This is a genomic window from Providencia rettgeri (genome assembly GCF_013702265.1).
In the GTDB taxonomy this organism is placed as follows: Bacteria; Pseudomonadota; Gammaproteobacteria; order Enterobacterales; family Enterobacteriaceae; genus Providencia; species Providencia zhijiangensis.
The window spans coordinates 1,922,354-1,946,754 of the sequence record NZ_CP059348.1 but is presented as its reverse complement, the minus strand read 5'-3'; the positions used below and the strand labels follow the sequence as shown (position 1 = coordinate 1,946,754).

At 43.4% G+C, this 24,401-nt stretch carries 20 protein-coding genes and 1 tRNA gene; 9 read left to right on the top strand and 12 right to left on the bottom strand.

Translation table 11 applies throughout. From position 1 onward, the window contains the following. Nucleotides 1-96 precede the first annotated feature (96 nt). Nucleotides 97-2,352, bottom strand: a complete 2,256-nt coding sequence (locus H0913_RS08955) for a TonB-dependent receptor domain-containing protein (RefSeq protein WP_181478589.1) — start codon at nt 2,350-2,352, stop codon at nt 97-99. 550 nt (nt 2,353-2,902) lie between these two features. Here H0913_RS08955 and mdtH point away from each other — a divergent pair. Both mdtH and H0913_RS08945 read left to right on the top strand, forming a co-directional pair. After that, nucleotides 2,903-4,108, top strand: coding sequence for a multidrug efflux MFS transporter MdtH (gene mdtH, locus H0913_RS08950; RefSeq protein ID WP_154603921.1), 1,206 nt, complete (start codon nt 2,903-2,905; stop codon nt 4,106-4,108). A gap of 39 nt (nt 4,109-4,147) precedes the next feature. Then, nucleotides 4,148-4,708: a lipoprotein gene (locus H0913_RS08945; RefSeq protein WP_154603922.1), complete on the top strand. Its 561-nt coding sequence runs from the start codon at nt 4,148-4,150 to the stop codon at nt 4,706-4,708. Between the two features lie 111 nt (nt 4,709-4,819). Here the strand turns inward: H0913_RS08945 and H0913_RS08940 are convergent, their stop codons facing one another. The 3 genes from H0913_RS08940 to ghrA form a co-directional block, all read right to left on the bottom strand. After that, nucleotides 4,820-5,539, bottom strand: a complete 720-nt coding sequence (locus H0913_RS08940; RefSeq protein WP_181478587.1) for a YnfC family lipoprotein — start codon at nt 5,537-5,539, stop codon at nt 4,820-4,822. Nucleotides 5,540-5,625: 86 nt separating this feature from the next. Beyond that, nucleotides 5,626-6,186 carry a TorD/DmsD family molecular chaperone gene (locus tag H0913_RS08935; RefSeq protein ID WP_181478585.1) on the bottom strand — a complete coding sequence of 187 codons (561 nt, stop codon included), beginning with the start codon at nt 6,184-6,186 and terminating at the stop codon, nt 5,626-5,628. A 290-nt stretch (nt 6,187-6,476) separates the two neighbouring features. Further along, nucleotides 6,477-7,418, bottom strand: a complete 942-nt coding sequence (ghrA, locus tag H0913_RS08930; RefSeq protein WP_181478583.1) for a glyoxylate/hydroxypyruvate reductase GhrA — start codon at nt 7,416-7,418, stop codon at nt 6,477-6,479. A 340-nt stretch (nt 7,419-7,758) separates the two neighbouring features. Here ghrA and H0913_RS08925 point away from each other — a divergent pair. Beyond that, a tRNA-Ser gene (locus tag H0913_RS08925) sits at nt 7,759-7,846 on the top strand. A gap of 13 nt (nt 7,847-7,859) precedes the next feature. On the opposite strand, the gene H0913_RS08920 is transcribed toward H0913_RS08925, so the two are convergent. The 5 genes from H0913_RS08920 to H0913_RS08900 all read right to left on the bottom strand — a co-directional run bounded on the left by H0913_RS08920 (nt 7,860) and on the right by H0913_RS08900 (nt 14,044). Then, a complete protein-coding gene (locus tag H0913_RS08920) occupies nt 7,860-9,374 on the bottom strand; it encodes an alanine/glycine:cation symporter family protein (protein ID WP_181478581.1) in 1,515 nt (504 codons plus the stop codon). An 84-nt stretch (nt 9,375-9,458) separates the two neighbouring features. After that, nucleotides 9,459-10,943, bottom strand: coding sequence for an aldehyde dehydrogenase (locus tag H0913_RS08915; protein ID WP_181478580.1), 1,485 nt, complete (start codon nt 10,941-10,943; stop codon nt 9,459-9,461). Nucleotides 10,944-10,954: 11 nt separating this feature from the next. Continuing rightward, the gene (gene dapA / locus H0913_RS08910) at nt 10,955-11,821 is read right to left on the bottom strand and encodes a 4-hydroxy-tetrahydrodipicolinate synthase (protein WP_132495848.1); all 867 of its coding nucleotides are present in this window, start codon (nt 11,819-11,821) and stop codon (nt 10,955-10,957) included. A 15-nt stretch (nt 11,822-11,836) separates the two neighbouring features. Next, on the bottom strand, nt 11,837-13,084 hold the full coding sequence (locus tag H0913_RS08905; RefSeq protein ID WP_154603928.1) for an NAD(P)/FAD-dependent oxidoreductase: 1,248 nt from the start codon (nt 13,082-13,084) through the stop codon (nt 11,837-11,839). A 9-nt stretch (nt 13,085-13,093) separates the two neighbouring features. After that, a complete protein-coding gene (locus H0913_RS08900) occupies nt 13,094-14,044 on the bottom strand; it encodes a 4-hydroxyproline epimerase (RefSeq protein WP_181478578.1) in 951 nt (316 codons plus the stop codon). Between the two features lie 152 nt (nt 14,045-14,196). Between H0913_RS08900 and H0913_RS08895 the strand changes: the two genes are divergently transcribed. From H0913_RS08895 to dauA, 6 genes are all read left to right on the top strand, one after another. Further along, nucleotides 14,197-15,054 carry an AraC family transcriptional regulator gene (locus H0913_RS08895; protein ID WP_154603930.1) on the top strand — a complete coding sequence of 286 codons (858 nt, stop codon included), beginning with the start codon at nt 14,197-14,199 and terminating at the stop codon, nt 15,052-15,054. A gap of 315 nt (nt 15,055-15,369) precedes the next feature. Further along, nucleotides 15,370-15,993 carry a CDP-alcohol phosphatidyltransferase family protein gene (locus H0913_RS08890; RefSeq protein ID WP_181478576.1) on the top strand — a complete coding sequence of 208 codons (624 nt, stop codon included), beginning with the start codon at nt 15,370-15,372 and terminating at the stop codon, nt 15,991-15,993. 9 nt (nt 15,994-16,002) lie between these two features. After that, a complete protein-coding gene (locus H0913_RS08885; RefSeq protein WP_181478574.1) occupies nt 16,003-17,769 on the top strand; it encodes a bifunctional alpha/beta hydrolase/class I SAM-dependent methyltransferase in 1,767 nt (588 codons plus the stop codon). Between the two features lie 171 nt (nt 17,770-17,940). Next, entirely contained in the window at nt 17,941-19,281 is a 1,341-nt protein-coding gene (locus tag H0913_RS08880; RefSeq protein ID WP_181478572.1) for a phosphatase PAP2/dual specificity phosphatase family protein, read from the top strand. Further along, entirely contained in the window at nt 19,278-19,691 is a 414-nt protein-coding gene (locus tag H0913_RS08875; protein ID WP_154603934.1) for a hypothetical protein, read from the top strand. The genes H0913_RS08880 and H0913_RS08875 overlap by 4 nt, the downstream gene beginning before the upstream one ends. Before the next feature lie 280 nt (nt 19,692-19,971). Then, the gene (dauA, locus tag H0913_RS08870) at nt 19,972-21,687 is read left to right on the top strand and encodes a C4-dicarboxylic acid transporter DauA (protein WP_154638222.1); all 1,716 of its coding nucleotides are present in this window, start codon (nt 19,972-19,974) and stop codon (nt 21,685-21,687) included. Nucleotides 21,688-21,782: 95 nt separating this feature from the next. Here dauA and H0913_RS08865 read toward each other — a convergent pair whose 3' ends face one another. The 3 genes from H0913_RS08865 to kdsA all read right to left on the bottom strand — a co-directional run bounded on the left by H0913_RS08865 (nt 21,783) and on the right by kdsA (nt 24,376). Next, on the bottom strand, nt 21,783-22,535 hold the full coding sequence (locus H0913_RS08865) for a tetratricopeptide repeat protein (protein WP_154603936.1): 753 nt from the start codon (nt 22,533-22,535) through the stop codon (nt 21,783-21,785). Nucleotides 22,536-22,606: 71 nt separating this feature from the next. Continuing rightward, nucleotides 22,607-23,509, bottom strand: coding sequence for a TIGR01212 family radical SAM protein (locus tag H0913_RS08860; protein ID WP_181478570.1), 903 nt, complete (start codon nt 23,507-23,509; stop codon nt 22,607-22,609). A 12-nt stretch (nt 23,510-23,521) separates the two neighbouring features. Then, nucleotides 23,522-24,376, bottom strand: coding sequence for a 3-deoxy-8-phosphooctulonate synthase (kdsA, locus tag H0913_RS08855; RefSeq protein WP_154603938.1), 855 nt, complete (start codon nt 24,374-24,376; stop codon nt 23,522-23,524). Nucleotides 24,377-24,401 lie beyond the last annotated feature (25 nt).

The window sequence follows — 24,401 nt, the reverse complement described above, 5'->3', positions numbered from 1 at the left end:
CATAAAAAACCATAAAAATCAATTCATTAAATCCACTCAAAGAATTCTATGTTACCTTAGGCTAATATAAGCCTAAGGTAACAATCACGATATTAACTAAAATTTCGCTTCCAAACCAAGCCTAAACGTTCTTCCAGGGATAGGCATATAAATCACAGTTCCTGGGTCAAATGCATAGCGATTAGTTAGGTTATCAATATTGAAATTCACATGAATATTTTTCGAAACATGATATTGGCCTAACAAATCAAATGTCGTGGTTGAGTACAGCTTAGTTACTGGGGCAGCAGCGGTTCCCGCTAGCCATTCATGAGGGTAATCTTTGCCTGAGTTATAACGAACTCGTAAACCTGTTTGTAGTTTTTGATCAAACATTTTCACCCCAACAATTCCGGTCACAACCTTTTTCGGTGGGATCCGTGAAGGTGATAACCCCCAAGCAAACCCAACAGAATTACATGCGGTTGGGAGACGACCTAACTCCATTTCATCTCTTGAACATAACTCAGAATTGTTATAAAAAGTCGCATCGAATGAACCAAATGCGTAATTAGAATCGTATTTCAGTTCAATTTCATAACCTGAGAGTTTAAAGCTGTCATAGTTTTTCATCACCACATATGGAGAATAAACTCCCGTTGGGTTTACACCTTGAGAAAGATACCCTTTAATATCATTATTAAAATAAGCCACACGTAATTCAGTATTATCTTCATCAAATATAAGATTTTCTTTTTCTACATTCATCCCAACTTCAAATGATTTAGCATGCTCTGGTTTTAATGGAACATCCGGAGAATACGAATAGGTTTGTCCTGATACAGTGCTCTCGAATAAACTCGGTTCTCTATAGCTATCAGAATATTTTGTATAAATATCAAATTCGTCAGTTACATGAAAACGCAGTTCACCCATTAAATCATTTTTCGGACCGTAGCTAATACTTTTACCTAAAACATGGTCATCAACATCGAAAGCGTGAATACGCCACCCGACTAAAGTACTCACCCATTCCCCTTGATATGCCATATTGGTAAAGACGGATTTATTCGTTCCTTTAGCATTACGCGTTACAGGGTCTAATTCCTCACCGGGTATTGTTCCTTCTGGAGTCCAAATCGGTTGATAGGTTTTAGTCAATGGCTTTGATTTTTGTTGCATATATTCCACACCGTAAGTGATATCGATAGGATAATCTGCAAACTCAGACGTATTTTCTAAATTAAAGCCCACTCGCTCATCGGTGTAACGGTGCTGATATTGATTACCATAGTGAGCGGTAACATCATCCGTTGTGCCATTACGTTGTTTAAATTTCCCTTTTGTCCACCATAGGCCTAAGTTCATATCTACCCATAATGAATCGGGTTTATAAGAATAATTTAAAGAGGCAGTATCAATATCTGCGGTACCTAAAGACCACTGTGGCATTTTCCCATCGTATTGATACCAATACGCCGCTAAAACCTCACCCGCTTTTTGTTCATGATGGCGGTAATTTAATTCAATACTTGAGTATGGGTTAAGATAAATATTGGTTTTTAATAATGTTGACTGGCTTTCATAACTGGTATTAACCACTTCTTGCCCTGGCTTAATAGGAGCATCTGTATTTTCGTATTTATGATAACCATTTTTACCGGCGAAGAAGTTCCCTTGTTTTCTATCACTATGTGCCAGTAATATATCAAATTTATCATTTCGATATGCAACCCCAGTTGTGATAGAGCCATTATTAAAATGTGAATTTTTAACGCCGTTTGAAACACGATACCCAGATTCTCCTTTTTCATCTGAAGCGATAGTTGGGCGTCGGTTATTATTGTAAATATTCCCCTTAAATAAGAAACCAAATTGGTCACCCTCAGGAACAATGCTGCTTGCTGATAATGTTTTTAATTTAACCGTACCTCCGATGGCTCCTCCTGAGAATTTACTCATCGAAGCCCCTTTTTCGATTTCAATTGTATCGATTAAATCCATATCCACATAAGTTCTATCTGTACTGCCTTGATAACCACGCCATGTGTTGGTTGATTGCAAACTGCCATCAATGATAATTGGCACTCGTCCATTTCCTTGCAATCCTCTAATTCCAATATCTAATGCACCCGCTTCATTTCGTGCATTATTAACTTGCAATGAAGTTTTATTAGCAAATATATCTGAATTGGTTGTTCCTCTTACGGTAGAAATATCATTGGCGTCTATTTGCTTGCTATTTGGCTTTATTTTGCTGGCTGTGACGAGAATTTTATCTTTTTGAGTCGAGGTATTGGTTTGATTTGCTAAGGCTGTGTTTGTAGAACATATAATAATTAAACTAATTATGTTTTTATTTTGAAATATCATTTAAGTAATGCCTTCATTAATTAATGATGATTAAATAGACGTGACGAAATAGCGTATAAAAAATATGAGGATATATTTTTTATACTTTTCAATTTATGCATTTAAAGTAAATTTAAGTGCAATGCCATAGATGTAACTCGTTCGAAAAACCTTATTTATTGAATGGTTACGTATTCATTTCCCTTACAAATGCTAACAAGCTTTGAAATATACATTAGTGATAATAATTATCAAGATCATAATGAGTATCATTATCATATTTGTAATGTAGTGACCCACTAGCGAGCGTAGCCCCCCCTATAATGGAAATATCCCTCTCACCAAATACTAAATAGTTCACATTAGAGGTAGGCGGCAAGCAAATGAGTCCCTAGGAGCATACATCAGTATGTGACGAGGGCGAGCGAGCGCAGCCAACACCCCTATAATGGGAAATATGACGGATTTATCGATAAAAAAATATCATGGTCAACACCCCATCATTCCCTCCAAACTCCTGATACTATTAATAAGAATCATTCCTTCCGTTACTACTTTTTTATGGTGTTTCATGGCACAGGTATCACGGGCAAGAAGCCTCGGCAAATATTTCCTTTTACTCGATAATATGCTGGTTGTTCTTGGCTTTTTCGTGGTTTTCCCTTTAATTTCAATTCGCTTTGTTGAGCAGCTTGGCTGGGCAGCTGTGGTGGTTGGGTTTGCCCTTGGACTTCGTCAATTTGTGCAGCAAGGATTTGGAATTTTTGGGGGAGCGATTGCCGACCGATTTGGTGCAAAACCGTTAATTATTATTGGGATGCTATTGCGTGCCGCTGGTTTTGTGTTGATGGCTTTGGCTTATGACCCTTGGGTATTATGGCTTTCTTGTATATTGTCTGCCCTTGGCGGCACCTTGTTTGACCCTCCTCGTACCGCTTTAGTGATTAAATTGACTCGCCCTTATGAGCGAGGGCGTTTTTACTCATTATTATTTATGCAGGATAGCGCCGGAGCGGTGATTGGGGCATTAATTGGTAGCTGGCTTTTGCAGTATGACTTCCACTATGTTTGCTGGGCTGGCGCGGCGGTATTTGTGATTGCGGCTCTACTTAATGCTTGGTTACTTCCTGCTTATCGCATTTCCACCATCAAAGCCCCTATTCGAGATGGGATGCGCCGCGTTTTGAAAGACACCCGCTTTGTGACCTATGTGATTACCCTTTCTGGCTACTTTATGCTGTCAGTACAAGTAATGCTGATGTTTCCCATCGCCGTTAACGAATTGGCAGGAACTCCAACGGCGGTGAAATGGATGTACGCCATTGAAGCGGCAATTTCCCTGACACTGCTTTATCCAATTGCCCGTTGGAGCGAAAAACATTTCCGCTTAGAACAACGTTTGATGGCCGGGCTATTTTTAATGAGCCTGAGCATGTTCCCTATTGGTATGACTGCATCGGTTAATATACTGTTTGTGTTGATTGGCATTTTCTATTTAGGCACTATCACCGCGGATCCTGCTCGTGAAACCCTGAGCGCTTCCCTTGCCGACCCTCGTGCCCGTGGTAGCTATATGGGCTTTAGTCGACTCGGTCTTGCGCTAGGCGGTGCAGTTGGCTATACCGGTGGCGGTTGGATGTACGATATTGGGCATCAATGGAATATACCTCAGCTTCCTTGGTTCTTGCTCGGCACTATTGGTTTTATCACCTTGTGGGCGCTTCATCGCCAATTTAACCGTAAAAAAATTGAAACAGTCATGTTGAGCGGGCAGTAATACGTTACACTTGGGTTATTACTGTATAAAGGAGTGATTATGAAAAACATTTTCTTAGCATCTATCTTTGGATTGCTATTTATTCTCACGGGTTGCGACAAATTAACCGAATTTACTATCAGTGAATCACAAATTAACAGTTACCTTGCGACCAAGGTTAAGTACGAAAATAATATCGGTATTACTGGGTTTGCAGATGCGGATATCACCTTGCATAACTTGCAATCAGAAATTGGTCGTAGCGAACCGGGCATTATTGCATTAAAAGGCGAAGCCACTGTCACAATGAATTCACTGCTTGGTGCTGCGGCGGCCGATATTGCACTGACCTTAACCGCGCGCCCTGTTTTTGATGCACAAACAGGCTCTATCTATTTGAAAGAGCTGAAAATTACCCAATATAAAATTACACCCGAAAATATGGAGACCGCGATTTCCGTGGTGATCCCGTATTTAAATAGCTCCCTTGAGACCTTCTTCGCGACTCAGCCTGTCTATGTGCTCAACCCGGATAACAGCGCCGCAGAAGCGACCGCGAAAAAACTCGCTAAAGGTTTAGAAATCAAACCGGGTAAATTAGTTATTCCAATGGTTGATTAATTGACCATAAATATTTTTGATTGATAAATTGATAATCTAAAAATGAAAAAAGCAACCTTTGTGATAGGTTGCTTTTTTATTGGAATGCCATTTATCTTTAATACTAAAAAGTCACTCGTAATAACTCGTTTTGTATTCAAAATCGAATTTTTCTACCCGTCCATCACTGTATGTCACCACACTGGTACATACTGTTGGGTTTTTATGGGAATCATAATGCGTGCATTTTTGAGTAGTTTCGACAAACGGTTGCTGATTTTTCGTCGTATGAAACAGAATTTTAGTGACTAAGCCATTAGTGAAAAAGTATTCGTTTTTTGTATTCATGACTTCATCTTCATTGAAATAGGTCGTTTCTATCGGTAAAAAATGTTTACCATAAACAAACGTCGCTATCTCTTTCTTCCCTTGAATGATCTTATTAACAAGGCCATCACGGTAATAATATTTCCAATCTTGCAGATCTCCGGTTTGTAAATTACACATCTTATCAATGCTATAACCTTTGAACTTTTTCTTCTCAGTCAAGAAATAAAGCTGCTTAAATTTTCTGACAATCACAAACGCTATTCCACTGTCTCGATTGTAATAACTTAAATTATTGAGACAGCCGTGGAGATTAAAGGACACTGTCACTCTTTTGTTAAGCCCTTTTTCATCGTTCATGATTTGCGTTAATTCTTTTACTTTTCCGTAAAGCGGATCAAATTGAAATTCAGTGCTGTAATTGACCATGCGTTTACTGTAGCTAGGCAAATCATTATCCACTTGTGCCAGTGCTAACGGTGAAATAAAGAGCAACATCAAGCCATGAAGTTTTGTCGAGGTCATCGTGTCTATCCTTTTAACCTATGATGAGAGAAGACAGTTCCGCACCTATCTTATCTCAATCATCCGCCTTTAAGTGACGCCGTCACTTATTCATCATCATTTTCTGAGTCAGATTCTAACTCATCACGCAGTGCAATTACGGAATCTCGGGTAATTTGCGCTAATGTACGGTAAAACGGCGTTGTTGCATGAGCTTCCACTTTTCCCAGAAATACGCCATACCAGCTCAGAATATAGCTGTCGAATAGCTCTTCCTGCGCGGCGGTTTCATCTTCAGCGGCTTGGTCTTCTAGCCATGATGCAGCTAACAATAGCGCACCAAATGCATCCGTTGGGGCATCAGTTAAGGTCATTCCACGGGTCACAAGGAATTCGCGAATTTCCGCTTCAGTGATTTCTTCATCATAGCGATGAGCAAAAGGTGGAACCGTGGGTTCACTACCAAACATTGCTTGATAATCCGCCGTGATAGCCTTGTGATCCACGGCCTTCGCCATTCTTGCCCACAGCTCATCTTGCTCTAACGGCCATGAGGCTTTGAGCTTATCTTGCGCAATCATATCGATAAGTGGCTTCACAAGCGCATCGTCCGGAGAGCGTTGAAATAAGGTACCTAAAATGCGGCAGACGATTGAGAATTCATTCATGGGTTTCTTCCTGTTGACGATTTTCCTGCAATCACTTTTTCGTGATCATGATGCGATGCAGTATACCTGAAAAAACAGAAAACCCACGCTTTGAGAAATCGAGATAAGACATCAATGATGAATAGAGACTATTTCTTAAAAAATCAGACATCTGATAACTGAAGCATCCTCAAAATAATTCGCGCTGTGGCTAGGCGTCAAACGAGGTTATCTCGGGGAGCATACAAAAGTATGTGACCCGAGTGACCGAGAGCAGACAACAACGCCACAGCGTGAAGTATGAAGAGGATTTAGTAGCCTTGGGCTAAATTGACTATCCCCTCTGGCCGCTCGCCCTTTTCAATCCGTTGAATATTGCTCGCAATCATATCCATCGCTTCATTCGGCAACGTAAACGCCGCAACGTGTGGCGTAATGGCGATACGTGGATGTGTCCAGAATGGGTGCATGTGCGGCAGTGGCTCAGTGGCAAAAACATCGAGAGAGGCCCCTGCAACTTGCCCTTTTTCTAACGCTTCCAACAAGTCTTGCTCGATTAAGTGAGCACCTCTAGCAAGGTTGATGATGTAAGCATTTGGTTCTAGCTGGCCGAATAATTGATGATTAAGAATACCGACCGTTTCTGGCGTGCTTGGTAGCAAGTTCACAATCACGCGGGTTCCTGACAAGAAATCCGCTAACTGCTCTTGCCCATAGTAACTTTTCACATTTGGAATTTGCTTTTCAGAGCGGCTCCATGTTCTGACTTTAAGGCCAAAACTGGCTAAGCGTTTTGCCACTGCTTGACCTAACGCCCCTACGCCCATCACACCGACCACAAACTGGTCATGGGTGTAAGCTGGCAGTTGTTTCCATTGACGTTGGGATTGCAATTGACGGTATTCATCCATGCGACGGAAGTAATACAGCACTTTTGCGGCGGCATACTCTTCCATTTGGATGGCCATACCCGTGTCTTCTAAGCGCATGAGCGGAACACCCGCGGGTAATGTTCCCGGATTATCATGCTCTTGCTTTAGAATGGCATCCACCCCCGCGCCTAACGCAAAAATCCCTTTTAGATCTTGGCGACCCGCAAGGCACTCATAAGGAGGAAGCCATACCATGGCATAATCTGCCTGTTGGGTATCTCCCGGCTTCCATTGGCGAATATTGGCTTGAGGCAATCGAGCACGCATGCCATCAATCCACTGATTGGCATCAAAAAATGGATGGTAAAATAAAATATTCATGGCAACTCCTTATAGGTTTCCACCAGAGTGTGCGTAATAGTGTTTATTTTCAAGTCAACACTACGCATTTGTCACCATAACATAAGGATTTTGTTAAGGAGTTAACGAAATTTAGATTAATCTCTTGAAGTTTAAATAAACAATTTTCTGTTAATTTCTCATCAACAATAATCGTTTAAGATTAGAGAGTAACCAAATTGGTTTTTATTTAGCTAAACGATAGAAAAAAGTAGATTTTTATTTAATTGGGAGTTGACGGAAGGCGCTCTTTTCCCTATAGTAGCGCCCCGTTGAAGGACAAGTTATTTATAACAAATTCTACAACAAAATTTAGAAAAACGGTGAGGTGTCCGAGAGGCTGAAGGAGCACGCCTGGAAAGTGTGTATACGGCAACGTATCGAGGGTTCGAATCCCTCCCTCACCGCCATTTCTAATCTAAGTTATTCTTCCTTAAGTAATTTCTCGTTTATCTTCCCAGAACCATCGATCTTATCAATCCCAACACCTTGTGAATGATATTCACGACTGATTTCTTCCCATAACTCTGCGTTTTCTACACCTGCTGCTTTTGGATCAAACACTGGATCAACGCCTAATTTGGTTTGTCTTTCGAAGTCACGTAATGCTCTCAACGCAGGTTTCGACAAGAAAACAATCGCAATCAAGTTCAAGTAGCTCATGCTGCCGAAGCCGATATCACCCAGCCCCCACATAATACTGACTGATTGCACGCTTCCCATAAACACAATCACCAAGAAGACAAATTTCAAAATCAGCTTAAGCACAGGGTATTTCAGCTTACGGTCAAGGTAAACAATGGTAGTTTCTGCAATATAGTAGTAAGCCATGAGCGTTGTGAAGGCGAACAAGAATACTGCGATAGAAACAAACCCCGCACCCGCCGATGTAAATACGGTGGAAACGGCCATTTGTGTCCATGCTGTGCCTGCCGCCACACCCGGTACATATTCCACAAGCGCGGTCGCTGAGCCATCAGGGAATACGTTGTACATATTGGTAACTAAGATCATCAATCCGGAGGCCGTACACACCACCACCGTGTCGATATAAATAGAAAATGCTTGGATGAGCCCCTGTTTGACCGGATGGCTCACTTCTGCGGCTGCAGAACTGAACGTCGCTTCACCTGCCCCTGCTACGTTTGAGAACACAGCACGGCGCACGCCCCAAGATACTGCGGTTCCCACGATCCCACCGAATACCGCATCCATTCCCATCGCACTGCGGAAAATTAAGCTAAACATACCCGGTACGCTATCCCAGTGACTGCCCAGAATAATCACCATCATCACGATATAGGCTAATGCCATGATAGGAACGATTTTATCGGCTGCGCTCGCAATACGTTTCACGCCACCAAAAATCAACCACGCCATCAACACGGTAACTAATGCACCTGTTGCCATTGGTGGAATATTAAATGCCGTTTGGAATGAATCCGCGATAGTATTGGCTTGAATACCCGGCACCAACACACCGTAAGATAAACAGATCACAGCCGCAACAAAGATAGCAAAAGGCTTTAATTTCAATCCTTTTTCAATATAGTACGGCGAACCACCACGATATTGGTCATCTGAGCGCTGCTTATAAATTTGCGCCAGTGTGGATTCAATAAAGGCACTCGCGCCTCCGAGTAAGCCCATGACCACCATCCAGAAAATTGCACCGGGGCCACCTGCTGCAATTGCTGTTGCGACACCTGCAATATTACCGACCCCTACACGCCCCGATAATGCTAAACAGAAGGCTTGGAATGAGGAGATCCCGTCTTTTGATGCTTTATTTTCTTTTAATAAACAGACCATTTTTATGATGTAACGAAACTGAACACCGCGTGTTGCTAATGTGAAATAGAGACCGACACCCAGAGATAAGAATACGAGAGCATTACCCCAGATGTAACCAACGATGGTATTAACGATGGCTTCCATATGTACTCCTCGACGATTGTAATTGTATTTGTGTATTTGCAAGGGTCGAAACCTGAACCTCGCAAGGTTCAGGTCAATGTCATTTTACTGATTGATAAACCAGATAACTTTCGTTTGGGTGTATTGCTCAAAGGCTTCTAAGCCGTTGTCTTTTCCACCAAAACCTGACTGACGGAAACCACCAAATGGCGTGGTGATATTACCTTCGCTAAATCCGTTGACGGACACCGTCCCCGCATTGATACGACGTGCAATATTCATCACTCGATGGACATTTTGACTATAAAACGATGCAGCCAATCCGTAGTGAGTGTCATTGGCTAAATTGACCGCCTCGTCATCGGTTTTAAACGATGTGACGGCTAAAATGGGACCAAAAACTTCATGTCGAAAGAGAGACATTTCTGGCGTAACGGCATCAAAGATAGTCGGTTCGATATACCATCCTGAGCCGAGATCACTGCGTATTTTTCCTCCTGTCACCAATTTTCCACCCTCTTTGACGGTGGTATCTAAAAACGATTTCACTTTCTCAAAATGCGCCTGTTCAATCATTGGACCAATAGAGACACTCGCATCGCGAGGATCGCCCACTTGCCATGTTGATGCTGCAGCCGTTAACTTTTCAAGCAGCGACTTTTTGACATTTTCATGCACAATTAAACGGGAACCGCAGCTACAGTTTTCGCTCATATTCCAGAACGCAGCCGCCATAATATGTGGAATAGCCGCATCTAAGTCCGCATCCTCAAACACCACTTGCGGGCTTTTTCCACCACATTCCAAAACAATCTCTTTTAGGTTACTTTCAGCGGAGTATTTCAAGAATAAACGCCCCACTTCCGTTGAACCAGTAAACGACACCACGTCCACATCAGGATGACGCCCTAAGGCTTCCCCGACTTTCTCACCCAGCCCACACACTAAACTTAACGCACCTTTAGGGACGCCAGCTTCATAAGCCAGTTCCACCATGCGGTAGGCACTTAAGGAAGTTAACTCTGCAGGCTTCACAATCACCGAGTTTCCGACAGCCAAGGCCGGTGCCACTTTCCATGCAAACATTTGAGCAGGGAAATTCCACGGTAAAACTGCCCCCACAACGCCAATCGGCTCATGAACAATCAGTCCCATTTCTTGGCGACCCGTTGGGGCAATTTTGCCGAACAGTTTGTCGATGGCTTCCGCATACCAATAAAAAGTTTCGACGGTGGCGGGCAAGTCAGTATTCAAACATTCTGTAATCGGTTTTCCCGCATCCACGCAATCTAATGCTGCCAGCTCTTCACTGTGTTTTTCAATGAGTTGTGCCCAGCGCAGCATCACTTGCTTACGCTCTTGAGGGGATAATCCACTCCAGCACCCTTCTTCAAAGGTTTCACGAGCAATATTCACGGCTGCATGGACATCTTGCGCGCTGCCATCGGCAATATAACCAATCGTACTATTATCGATAGGCGTATAATTTTTGAGTTTGGCGCTACCACTTTGGTAGTCAGCAATTAAATTACCCGCCCACAGTTGGCTCTGTTTCGCTCGTTCAAATATTTGCTCTTTGGTGATCAACATAGTCAACCTCCCTACGGCTTGATCAACGCAAGAAACTCATGACGTTCTTGCTGGCTAATATTTGACAGAGGCAAACGAACTGGCCCCACGTTAAAGGTGCCTTTTAAGCAACCCGCTTTGGCTTTTTGGTTATAATTACCTGACTCCATTGAATAAATAGCAGGATAAATCTCTTGCATGATCTGCTTAGCCTTCGCCCAATCTCCTTTTTGTGCGGCATTAAAAATCGCCACTTGCTCCGCAGGGAAAACGTTGCCCGCACCCGCAATCCAACTTTTCGAGCCCCAGAAGAAAAAGTCCACAGGTTGGTCATCACAACCGCAAATGACTTCGAAGTTTTTAAATGGCGTTTGTAGCAAATGCAGAGCACGGCTAAAGCTCCCACTGCTCTCTTTGATAGCGACGATATTGTCGATTTCAGCTAATTTCACCACGGTATCCAGTTCAATTTCGATACCGATACGGGCTGGGAAGTTGTACATAATGATTGGTAGCGAGGTGGATTTCGCCACTTTTTCATAGTGGGCATAAACCCCATTTTGGTCAGGTAAGCTGTACGGAGGTGGCGACAGCATCAGTCCTTCGTAGCCCAGTTCTTTCGCTTGTGCTGCGCGTTTAATTGCGCCCTCGGTAGATAAGTCATTAATCCCTGCGATCAGCGTCACACGCCCTTTGGCGATTTTACTGACTGTGGTTAATACAGTTTTGCGTTCATCTTCATTTAACGCGTAATATTCACCCGTGGTGCCGCAGACAACTAACCCTGTCACACCACTGGCAATCAGTTTTTCGGTTAACTCTGCTAACGCCGTGATATTCAATGAAAGATCATCATGAAACGGAGTGACTAACGGAACAAGGATGCCATGGAAATTCATTATAATTCTCCTGAATTAAAGAAAGCGCTTAATCGAAAAAGGCGAGCAATCGAGCGGTGTCGGTTGCCCGTGGATCATGTTGTTGACGATATCTGCGGTAATTGCCGCTTGTGTTAGCCCTAAATGCTGATGCCCAAAAGCAAAAACATACGGGCCTTTTTGGTCTATGACCGGTAAGGAATCGGAAATAGTGGGACGGAACCCCATCCACTCACTGGTATTCTGGCTATCCAATGGTGTTTTTAGCATTGGGTTAGCTAACGGTAAAAAGTGACGAGCGCGCTGCATATTCGGTGGACGTTTTAGCCCTGCATATTCCACCGTACCCGCAAGACGTAACCCACCGTTCATTGGCGTCATAATAAAACGGCGATCCATACTGGAAACAGGGATGGATAAACGCCCTTTTTCATTTGGTAGCATCAAGTGATAACCGCGCTCCGTTTCTAACGGCACATTAATGCGGCTCACCATCTTCACTAACGATTTCGAAAATGCGCCACCTGCAATCACCACTTTATCGGCGATAAATGCGCCTTGTGAGGTGGTCAAGCGAGCTTGACTCGCTGATGACGAATCAATCGCCGTGACTTCACACTCAGTCAGGACTTTTCCCCCTAACTGTACGAATGCTTGGGTTAAACGCTCATGCATCAAGGCGAGATCCACCACATGTCCTGTCTCAGGATAGAACAATCCACCAATCTGGTTATTGGCAAGTTCAGGTTGCTGTGCCAACAGTTGGGATTGATCCAACAGCTGGTTATGCACCCCCATGCTATTTAAATACTCTCCGTGGCGACGCAATTTTTCGAGGGTCGGTGGTTTCTCAGCCACCAGCAGCGAACCTTGGATTTTGACTAAATCCTCTAACTGCCACTGCTTCGAAAATGCCTGCCAAGCGTCTAATGACGCCCCATTGAGCATGGAGAGAACGTGATGAATATGCATAAACGGCTTGTGGCGCATATTACCCAACAATTTCAGTAACCATGGTGTCAGCGGCAATATATAGCGCCAATCAATACGTAGTGCGCCTAACGGGTCGAGCAACATGCTAGGAATTGATTTCAAAACAGATGGGTCCGCTACAGGAAACACCTGCTCAGTGGCGATATGCCCCGCATTCCCGAACGAAGCGCCTGAGCCAATTTGGTTTTTGTCGACCAATAAAACGTCCGTGCCTTGATTCTGGACAGATAACGCAATACTGAGCCCAACAATGCCACCACCCACCACAATCACAGAATATTTGTTATCCATTGGCTTACCTCACTCCACCGTGATCCCAAAGCGGAACGGGTCGTTTTCATCGATCAACAAGGTATTTTCGCCGCTGATATAGGCATTTCCGCGAATAGTCGGGATGATGCCGTTAGCATCTGCAATCTGATAGCTAGCTTGAAATTGACTACCGATGACACTTGCCTGACGCCAAATTTTGCCTTCCGCGAGTTTGTTGTCTGCCGCAAGACACGCCAGCTTGGCACTTGTACCTGTGCCACAAGGAGAACGGTCATAGGCACCGCCTGGACATAACACAAAACTTTGGCTATCCGCGCCTTCGCTGTGGCCAAACAGCTCAATGTGGTCGATTTCTTGGTTATCTTTACCAAAAATATCTTGGTCAACGAGGGCTTGTTTGATTTTTAAGCAAACTTCGGTCAGTGCTTTGGCGTTGCCATATTGGATAGCGAGTGGTGAATTTTCGACGAGGAAAAACCAGTTTCCGCCCCATGCAATATCCCCAGTCACTAACCCAACCTCCGGCACGTTGACTTGAACGGCTTTGCGATAACGGTATGCGTAGACGTTTTGAATACTCACGCTACCATCTTCATGTAATTTAGCAGTCACATCCCCGACAGGGGTTTCAATTAAATGCTCTCCGTAGCCAATGCGCCCTAAGTAATGCAATGATGCAACTAAACCAATGGTGCCGTGACCACACATGCCTAAGTAGCCTTCGTTATTAAAGAAAATCACTCCGGCGACCGCTTTTGGATTCACTGGCTTGCAAAGTAATGCGCCCACTAAAATGTCATTTCCACGTGGTTCTAAAATCGTCGTGCAGCGCCAATGGTCATATTCTGTGCGTAATTTTTGCAGGCGCGACGCCATGTCTGAATTCCCCAAATCAGGAAAACCTTCAATCACTAAACGTGTCGGTTCCCCTGCGGTATGAGAGTCAATGACTTCAATTTTCTTATATTTACTCTGCATCAGTTCATCCTTATTAATATCATTTGTTAATAGAATGCTTGATTTATGTAAACAACTCTTGATATCTTTCGAATCAACCCATGCGTATTTCTGCACAATTTAAAAACATTTCAGATAACTATTAAAATTAGTTGAATGCATTGGAGCGCAATATGATTGATTTAAATAAACTGTTGTTGATTAGTCAGGAAAACATGCTTTTCCCCGTAGATAATATTAATAATTTGTTAAATCATCTTGGATTGGTGATGCCACTGATTAATACGCTTCCTAATGTGACTTTCTTCGTCAAAGACCGTAATGCCAAATACTTACTTGCCAATGAAAATTTGGCTAAACGGTGTAAAGTCGACCAACCGAATGGCGTAATAGGAAAAACTGCAGAAGATATTTTCCATGCAGATTTAGGTCAGAGTTATAGTTCCCAAGATTATTTGGTGATGCAGAAAAAAATCAGTGTTATCAATAAACTGGAATTACATCTCTATAAGGCGGGATTATTAGGCTGGTGTTTAACAACCAAGGTACCGATTTTTGATACTAACAATCAGGTTATCGGTGTTGCGGGAATTTCGGTGGATTTGCAGGATGAGAAGTCAGTGAGTCCCAAATTAAATGGTCAATTGGGACGCGTTGAACACTATATTAGCCAGCATTTTGATACCGCTATTAAAATAACGACATTGGCTGAAATTTCAGGGTTGTCATTATCACAACTCAATCGTCAATTTAAAACGGTCTTTCATATTACTCCCCAGCAATATATTCAGAAGAAACGCCTTGAACACGCAATTGAGTTATTAGAAGAGGACTATTCGATTACGGATATTTCAATTAAATGTGCCTATGCCGATCACAGCGCATTCTGCCGTAAATTTAAAGAACTCACAAATATGACCCCAAGCCAATTTAAACGTATGCGTTCTACTATTGATAATAACAAACACAATGATAATAAAAACATAGATAATAAAGCCGTTAATAAATGGGATATGGCTTATTCTATTTAACCCTCATAAAACGCGCATTTTCTTTAAAAAATGTGCGTCTTTTCTTTTTTGAAACACGCGAACTTTTTTCCATCCATTCCCTCTAAATTCTCAGTTGTTCTTTTAGAAAGAAACCGTTGAGCCTCTTTTTGTTGTCACGATGAATCGCTTTCACGATGAATTGCTATCAGGATGAATTGCTATCATGATAAATAGTTGTAACGATAAATTGTTGCAATCATGAACTTAGGACAGCTCTTATTGCAGCTAAAACATAATCGCGTATTGATATAGCACTAAACTGCACGCTATGCGGTATATATTAAGGATGAGTGAATGACCATTTATGATCTGAAGCCGAAGTTTCAGAATCTGTTACGCCCTATCGTTCGTCAGCTCTTTGAGGCGGGAATTACAGCCAACCAAGTCACCCTCGCAGCATTAGGGTTGTCCATTATCGTTGGCGCTCTATTAGCCATTTTCCCTAGCCCTTATTTGTTTATCCTGCTGCCGTTTATCCTTTTCATTCGTATGGCGCTCAATGCTATTGATGGCATGCTGGCACGTGAACATAACCAAAAAAGTCACCTTGGCGCAATGCTAAATGAGTTAGGCGACGTCATTTCTGATGTTGCCTTATACCTACCTTTCGTGCTGATTTTCCCGCACGCATTTTGGTGGATTTTACTGATCCTATTCCTCAGTGTTTTGACTGAATTTATCGGCGTCATTGCTCAAGCGATTGGCGCATCTCGTCGTTATGATGGCCCCGTAGGCAAAAGTGATCGTGCTTTTGTTTTTGGCGCGCTCGGGTTGTTTGTCTGTATTTTTCCGCAACTGATGACCACAAGTTGGATCAATATCCTGTTTGTCATCCTTGCCTTGCTGTTGTTCTATACCTGCTATAATCGTATTCGCCGCGCACTGACTGAATTAAGTGCAGTACCGGAAAATAATTAAGGAAGAATTATGAACGCTCAAACTGACTATTCGACTCAACGTCCCGTTGTCGAATCTCAATTTACCACCAGTGATCATACCAATTTGTTTTATCGTTATTGGCCAACTGAACAAATCACCGATAAAGCCATTATTTTGTTTCACCGTGGTCATGAGCACTCTGGTCGTGTTGCGCATTTAGTGGATGAGTTGAATCTCCCTGATTTTGCTATGTTTGCATGGGATGCTCGTGGACACGGCCGAAATGAAGGCCCCCGTGGCTACAGCCCATCTCTAGGCACGTCCATCCGTGATGTGGATGAATTTGTCCATTACGTATCAGAGCAATATCAGATCCCACTCGAAAATATTATTGTTATTGGTCAAAGTGTTGGGGCAGTCTTGGTCTCTACATGGGTGCATGACTATGCACCTAAAATCCGTGGTATGGTGCTAGCCTCCCCCGCATTTAAGGTCAAACTGTACGTCCCATTTGCCCGTACAGGCTTAGGGTTAATGCAAAAAATTCGCGGTTTGTTCTACGTGAATTCTTATGTAAAAGCCAAGTTTTTAACCCACGATGAGCAGCGTATCCACTCGTTTAACAATGACCCGCTGATCACCCGTCCAATTGCCGTGAACATTCTTCTTGAACTGTATACCACCGCAGACCGGGTGGTCGCGGATGCCGCTGCCATCACTTTGCCAACCCAGTTGTTTATTTCTGGTAGTGACCATGTGGTTCACCATAAACCACAGCATCAGTTTTATGACCGCCTAAATACCCCAATTAAAGAGAAGCACATTCTTCCCGGTTTTTATCACGACATATTAGGTGAAAAAGAGCGCCATATTCCTATCGAGATGATTCGCCAGTTTGTTGATAAATTATTTGCACTTCCACTGTATCAACATGATTATCAATTCGAAGATACCTGGAGCACCAGTGCCGATGCATTCCGCTCATTGAGTGTACCGCTGCCACAATACTGCCCGAAAAACCTTGCTTATCAAATCATGAGCAAGTCCATGAGCACGTTGGGTAAAGCATCTGAAGGCGTGCGTATTGGCTACGACAAAGGCTTTGATTCCGGCTCAACTCTCGACTATGTCTATCGCAACGAGGCGCAAGGTTCCGGTCTGTTTGGTCGCATTATCGATAGGCAGTACCTCAACAGTATTGGCTGGCAAGGGATCCGCCAGCGCAAAGTCAACATTGAAAACATTATTCGCCAAGCTATTCGTGAACTGACTAATACCGGAAAACCCGTTCGTATTATGGATATTGCCGCGGGCCAAGGTCGCTACATTTTTGATGCCATTAATGACTACGGAAAAGTCGATTCCGTTCTACTTCGTGACTACAGCCCAATTAACGTTGAACAAGGCCGTTTACATATCAAAGAACGTTACTTAGAAGACAAAGTTCGCTTTGAAGAAGGTAACGCATTTGATGCCGACGACCTCGCGGCAGTTTCTCCAGTGCCAACGTTGGGAATCGTCAGCGGTCTATATGAGCTTTTCCCAAGCAATGACCTGATCCGCGCTTCCCTTGATGGGCTTTCTCGTGCCATTCCATCCGGTGGTTTACTCGTCTACACCTGCCAACCATGGCACCCACAGGTTGAAATGATTGCCCGAGTACTGCCAAGTCACCAAGGTGGACAAGCGTGGGTAATGCGCTGCCGTAGCCAAGGCGAAATGGATGCTTTAGTCGAAGAAGCTGGCTTCGAAAAAATCACGCAGTCCATCGATAACTGGGGCATTTTTAGCGTTTCCCTTGCAAGGCGCCGTTAATTACTTTTCTTTTTAACTAACAGGTTATTGGTATCATCACCAATAACCTGTATTTTTATCTGCTCAGCACTCATTTAGCCCGCGAATAACTCACTTGGCTTGCAGATGACTTATTGATGTACCTTTATCAGTACATCAAGATGCGATTAATTAAGAATAGGAACCGAACCCATGCTCCATTTAGCCCAAGATACGCGCCCGACATCACGACGCCAGATTTGGCTCTATGGGTTAGTTTGGTTGCTATTCTTAGCCCCTTTTTTCTTTTTAACCTATGGGCAAGTCAATAATTACACCGCGACACTGCCCAATGTGCCTTCTTATGTATACGGATGGGAAACACGCATTCCATTTTTGCCGTGGACCATCATTCCCTATTGGAGCATCGACCTGTTCTATGGACTTTCCTTGTTTATCTGTGTCACCCCCCGTGAACAGTACATCCATGGTTTGCGCTTAGTTACCGCCTCGCTGATCGCCTGTGCTGGTTTTTTACTTTTTCCACTTAAATTCAGCTTTCCGCGCCCTGAAACCAATGGGGCATTCGGCTGGATGTTCGATAGCCTAGAGCTGTTTGACTTACCCTATAACCAAGCCCCCTCTCTGCATATTATTTTACTGTGGTTATTGTGGCTACGTTTCAGGGCTCATACTCCAACCCAATGGCGCTGGGTGCTACACAGTTGGTCAATCCTTATTTTGATCTCCGTTCTTACCACATGGCAGCATCACTTTATCGATGTGATCACCGGCTTCGCCGTTGGTGTCATTATCAGTTACTTGTTACCCATTAACACTCGCTGGCAATGGCGCTATACCGGTAGCCCTCGTAGCCTGAAAATAGCGAAAAACTATGGCCTTGGCGCTATCGCCTGCTATGTTCTCGCCTTTCTCGTGCAAGGTGCAGCATGGTGGCTCCTATGGCCTGCAATCGCCTTAACTTTCGTCACACTAGGCTATTTAGGTGCTGGTGCTTCTGTATTCCAGAAAACAGCCTCTGGACAGGTTTCTCCTTCTGCCACATTAGTTTTACTTCCTTATCGCCTGATCGCTTGGGGTACCTATCATTACTACGCCAAGCGCTGCCAGCAACCCAGTATTGTGAACGAAAAAATTGTTTTGGGAGGACGCCCGTTATATCCACTGCAAACTCAAGCTGTTCTCGATATGACTTGCGAGTGGCCTCGCAATAATTACAGCCAAGGTAAAAATTATTGTAGTCAGCCGCAAATTGATTTGTTACCTCTAAGCCCCGAGGATATTGAGAAAGCTGTTACAACTATGGACAGACTCGCCCAAAGTGGTTCGGTGTATGTTCATTGCAAGTTAGGTTATTCTCGTAGTGCGACGGTAGTGGTAGCTTGGATGGTGCATCAAAATATGGCGAGAAATATCGATGAGGCAATCGCCCATGTGGAACACGTTCGCCCTCAGGTGATTTTAAATTCAGCGACTGTTGAGCAGTTACATCACTGGTATCAGCAATTTCATGTACGGAGAACACACCAATGAGTTCACTGATGGATAAAAACCAAGGAGATGTGATTGTAGTATTCACTGCCAGTTGGCGCTATTTTGCCGTAGGTGCCATCCTCGCGTTATTGGGGCAATTCGCTTTACTGCTTCATGATTCGATATCACACTTTAGCCTCGCAGTGAGTGTCGGGCTGTTTTTGGCTAGCCAATACTTTATTTTCCGCCTATGGCTAGACCACCATTTCTTTGCGCTGATTTATCGACAGGGAGATACTCAATCCTTTGATAACGCACTCGGGTTCCTATTTCCTCAATCCTCAGGGAATCAAAATAGGGAAAACCGAAGTATGGAAAGTCGCTGGGAAGGCACTCGTAAATTATTTCAGCGTGCCAGTTATTGCGTGGTTCTCTTGTGGGGATGGTTATTATTTTCGCTTATTTTTTAGTTCGTTTTGGGTGATATTTAAATAAGCGGTAAATTTACTATTAATTAATTATCACACCTTTTAAATCGCCGTTTAAAATAGCAAATCGATAGTTAATAATTATTTTAAATACGTTTAATGATATTTAACGGAGTAAATAACGCTTTTTTACTTTTGATACTGAAAACGTTATGATAATTGTAGTTTCATTGATAAATAACACATTTTTTTGATTCAGTTAGGCGTATCCTCATATCTTCATTTCGTTTATTTTTCACCCTGTTATTTTGGTAGGGTTTTAATGAGTACAAAAAATATTAATAGATTGCGCCCTTTTAGCGCATTGATTGATTCCTGTTGGAAAGAGAAATACACCGCAGCCCGCTTTATGAAGGATTTAATTGCGGGTATTACCGTTGGGATTATTGCAATTCCACTGGCTATGGCACTCGCTATAGCCAGTGGTGTTCCACCTCAATATGGTCTTTACACCGCAGCCATTGCGGGGATTGTCATTGCAATTTCGGGTGGTTCCCGTTACAGCGTTTCTGGGCCAACTGCCGCCTTTGTGGTTATCTTATACCCCGTATCTCAACAATACGGGCTTAGTGGCTTATTAGTCGCGACATTAATGTCAGGGATTATCTTGCTGGCAATGGGTTTTGCTCGCTTCGGTAAGTTTATCGAATATATTCCTGTGTCCGTCACGCTTGGTTTCACATCGGGGATTGCGATTACGATAGCGACCATGCAAATCAAAGATTTTTTTGGTCTGCATATGGAGCATGTCCCTGAAAACTATGTCGATAAAGTAATTGCATTGACTAAGGCATTTCCAACCTTGCAATACAGTGACACCTTGATTGGGCTTGCAACTTTATTGGTGCTGATTTTCTGGCCTAAACTCAAAGTTCGCCTACCGGGACATTTGCCTGCAATTATTGTCGGTACCCTAATTATGTGGGTACTAACCCTGTTTGATATTCAGGTGGAAACTATCGGTTCTAAATTTAGCTATTTACTACCGGATGGAACTCAAGGTAACGGTATTCCACCTATTCTGCCGCAGTTTATGTTGCCTTGGGAGTTACCGGGTAGTGCGCCCATCAGTTGGTCGATGATCACCGCATTAATGCCTGCCGCTTTGTCGATGGCTGTTCTTGGTGCAATCGAATCCCTATTGTGTGCCGTCGTGCTCGACAACATGACGGGGAAAAAGCATCATTCCAATAGTGAGCTTATTGGCCAAGGGCTAGGGAATATTGCCGCTCCATTCTTTGGTGGGATCACCGCAACCGCGGCGATTGCCCGTTCGGCTGCAAACGTCCGTGCAGGTGCAACATCCCCTATTTCTGCCATTGTGCATTCTATTTTAGTGTTGCTGACCCTGCTTATTTTAGCGCCATTGCTCTCCTATTTACCGCTCGCTGCTATGTCCTCACTCCTGCTGATTGTGGCTTGGAATATGAGTGCCGCTGGCAAAGTGTTTACGTTGATCCGCCGTGCACCAAAAGACGACATTATTGTTTTACTGCTGTGTATGTCACTGACTGTCCTATTCGACATGGTTATTGCTATCACTGTCGGGATTGTTATCGCATCACTGCTGTTTATGCGCCGAATTGCCAATATGACACGAGTAACCCAACTACCAGAGACTCAAGAAGATAAAAGCCTACTGGTTGTGCGAGTGAATGGCCCCCTGTTCTTTGCCGCCGCAGAGCGTATTTTTGATGAGCTGCGGGTAAAAAGTCACGGTTATGAAACGATTGTGATGCAGTGGGATGCAGTACCGGTATTTGATGCAGGGGGGCTGGAAGCCTTCCATAAATTTATTGATATCGTTCGTAAAGACACCCACATTATTGTGTGTGATATTCCATTCCAACCACTGAAAACATTAGCGCGTGCCAATGTTCGTCCGATTGATGGCGTGCTCAGCTTCCAAAATTCACTGAAAAGTGCATTAGAAGAAGTTCATCAGATTCAGGAAAATAAAAAGCAGCTTAAGTCATAACAGCGTTACCGTATTATTAGCTTAACGCTGACAATAAAAATGCCGCACTTGCTGAACAAGAGCGGCATTTTCTATTCAATTCTGTATGCTAAAAATCAGTAGCAGTACATTTCGTTACCTTCGGTTTTACCTAATTCACAAGCCATCGCACGGAGTTTTGTCGCTTTCTGCTCATCATCTCTGACGGCACCATTGTTACCATCATTAAATTGAAATGAAGCCATACCTTCTGCAAAACCAGCGAAGGTTAATGCATCAGCTTTTGCAAACCATTCCAAGGCTTTTTTCTCATCTTGCGGCACCCCATTACCATCATAATAAATGATGCCTAACCATAAAGGCGCATTAAAATAATCTTTGTCATTTAACGCACTGACCTCCTCAAGTAGCGTAATGGCGCGCGGGTAATCAACGTCACCTGACTCAGGAGTAATCAACGTTTCAGCTAAGCTTATTTTCCCTCGAATACTCCCACCAGCAACGGCTTTAGTGGCATATTCACGGGCTTTGACAAATTCCTCAGTAAACGTTCTGTCTCCACTAATTAACGTAATATCCGCCAATAATGAATACGCATCTGCATTACCTGCTTGTGCTGATTTCTCTGCCCATAACTTGGCATTATTTTGGTTTTGTAATACACCAATTCCCGCCAAATACATTCCAGCTAATTCATATTGCGCTTTAGCGTCATTGTTTTGAGCCGCCGTTTTGGTCTGTTCAAATATTTTCTTATCTTCAGGCGTAATATCGTATTGCGCCATTGCATGTAGTGAGAACATTAAGCCCACCGCGCCTAAGCAAAATTGGCGGCTGGTATTTTTAATAGCAGAGAGGATTGGGTACATAGGTGCCTTATTATTATTTATAAACGTTAATACAGATGATAAACGATGCTTTTAAAACGGTTCTTGAGACGCTATAACGCAGAGCCTTGCCCACCATTAGCAAGCAAATATTGGTACAAACTGTTCATACCTACCCAACGATTTTCACACCATTGTGGCGCTAATAATGTCGGTTTTCTCGCACTAGCACTGATACGATGGTACAGAATATCCGTTGGCGTATGGCGGATCATCTCCCCTGCGGTTGCGGTATATTCATCTAGAGATAGGGTTTCTAAGCGACCTGCTCGCCAGCTTTTTGCCATATTACTACCCTCAACGATATGCAACGGATGCAGTTTTATGCCATCTGTGCCACACGCCAAAACCGCCTCTAACGTCTGCATATTCATGACAGCATTTTCATTTGGCAGACCGCAAATTAAATGAGTACAAACCTTGAGCCCCAGTGCTCGGGCTTTTTGGGTGGTCGCTTGATAAGCAGCAAAATCATGACCGCGATTAATACGGTGTAATGTTTTGTCGTGAGCAGTTTGTAAGCCAAGTTCTAACCAAATTTCATAGCCTTGTTGGCGATAATCCGACAGTAACGATAACACCGCTTCAGGCACACAGTCAGGGCGAGTTCCTACGCATAAGCCAACCATATCCGCCTGTTGTAGCGCTTCTTCATACAACTGTTTTAAACGATGTACTTCGTCGTAAGTACTGGTATAAGCTTGAAAATACGCTAAATAGCGATTTGCGCGGGAAATTCGAGAGACTTGTTGCTGGATTTGAAGGGTGATGGGTTGTTCGGACTGTTTCTCATCACTGAAGGATGACACATTACAAAATGTGCAGCCACCTCGCCCCAACGTACCATCACGGTTTGGGCAGCTAAAGCCACCATGTAAGGTGACTTTATGGATTTTTTCACCATATCGGCGCTGGAGATCAGCGCCGAACATGGAAACGACATCATTTAATTGCATTTGAAACGATGATTAGCTGTTGGTGTCCAACGCAGGAAAGCTTTTCACAACTTCGTCAATGGCTTTAACTTGCTGTAAGAATGGCTCTAGTTTGTTTAATGGTAATGCAGAAGGACCATCACAACGCGCGTTATCTGGATCTGGGTGAGCTTCAAGGAATAGACCTGCTAAGCCAACCGCCATCCCTGCTCTTGCCAGTTCAGCAACTTGACCACGACGACCGCCTGATGCTGCGCCAAATGGGTCACGGCATTGCAGTGAGTGCGTTACGTCAAAAATCACAGGGCAACCGTTAGAAGCTTGCATCATGACATTAAAACCAAGCATATCAACTACTAAGTTGTCATAACCAAAGTTTGCACCACGGTCACACAGGATAATGTTATCGTTGCCACCTTCGATGAATTTCTCAACGATGTTGCCGATTTGTCCCGGGCTGATGAACTGAGGTTTCTTGATGTTAATGACCGCATCGGTTTTCGCCATCGCTGCAACTAAGTCAGTTTGACGTGCCAAGAATGCAGGTAATTGGATAACATCAACCACTTCAGCAGCTGGCTGAGCTTGCTCTGGAGTATGAACATCGGTAATGATTTTCACGCCAAAAGTCTGTTTGATTTCTTGGAAGATTTTCAGACCTTCTTCCAGACCCGGTCCACGATAAGAGTGAATAGATGATCGGTTAGCTTTATCAAAAGAGGCTTTAAATACATACGGAATGCCTAATTTTTGTGTCACAGTGACATAATGCTCACACACTTTCATCGCCATATCGCGAGATTCAAGTACGTTCATGCCACCAAACAGAACAAATGGCAGATCGTTTGCGACCTTAATATCACCGATACTGACTACTTTCTGTTGCATACTCTTACCCTTTATAGGAAGACAA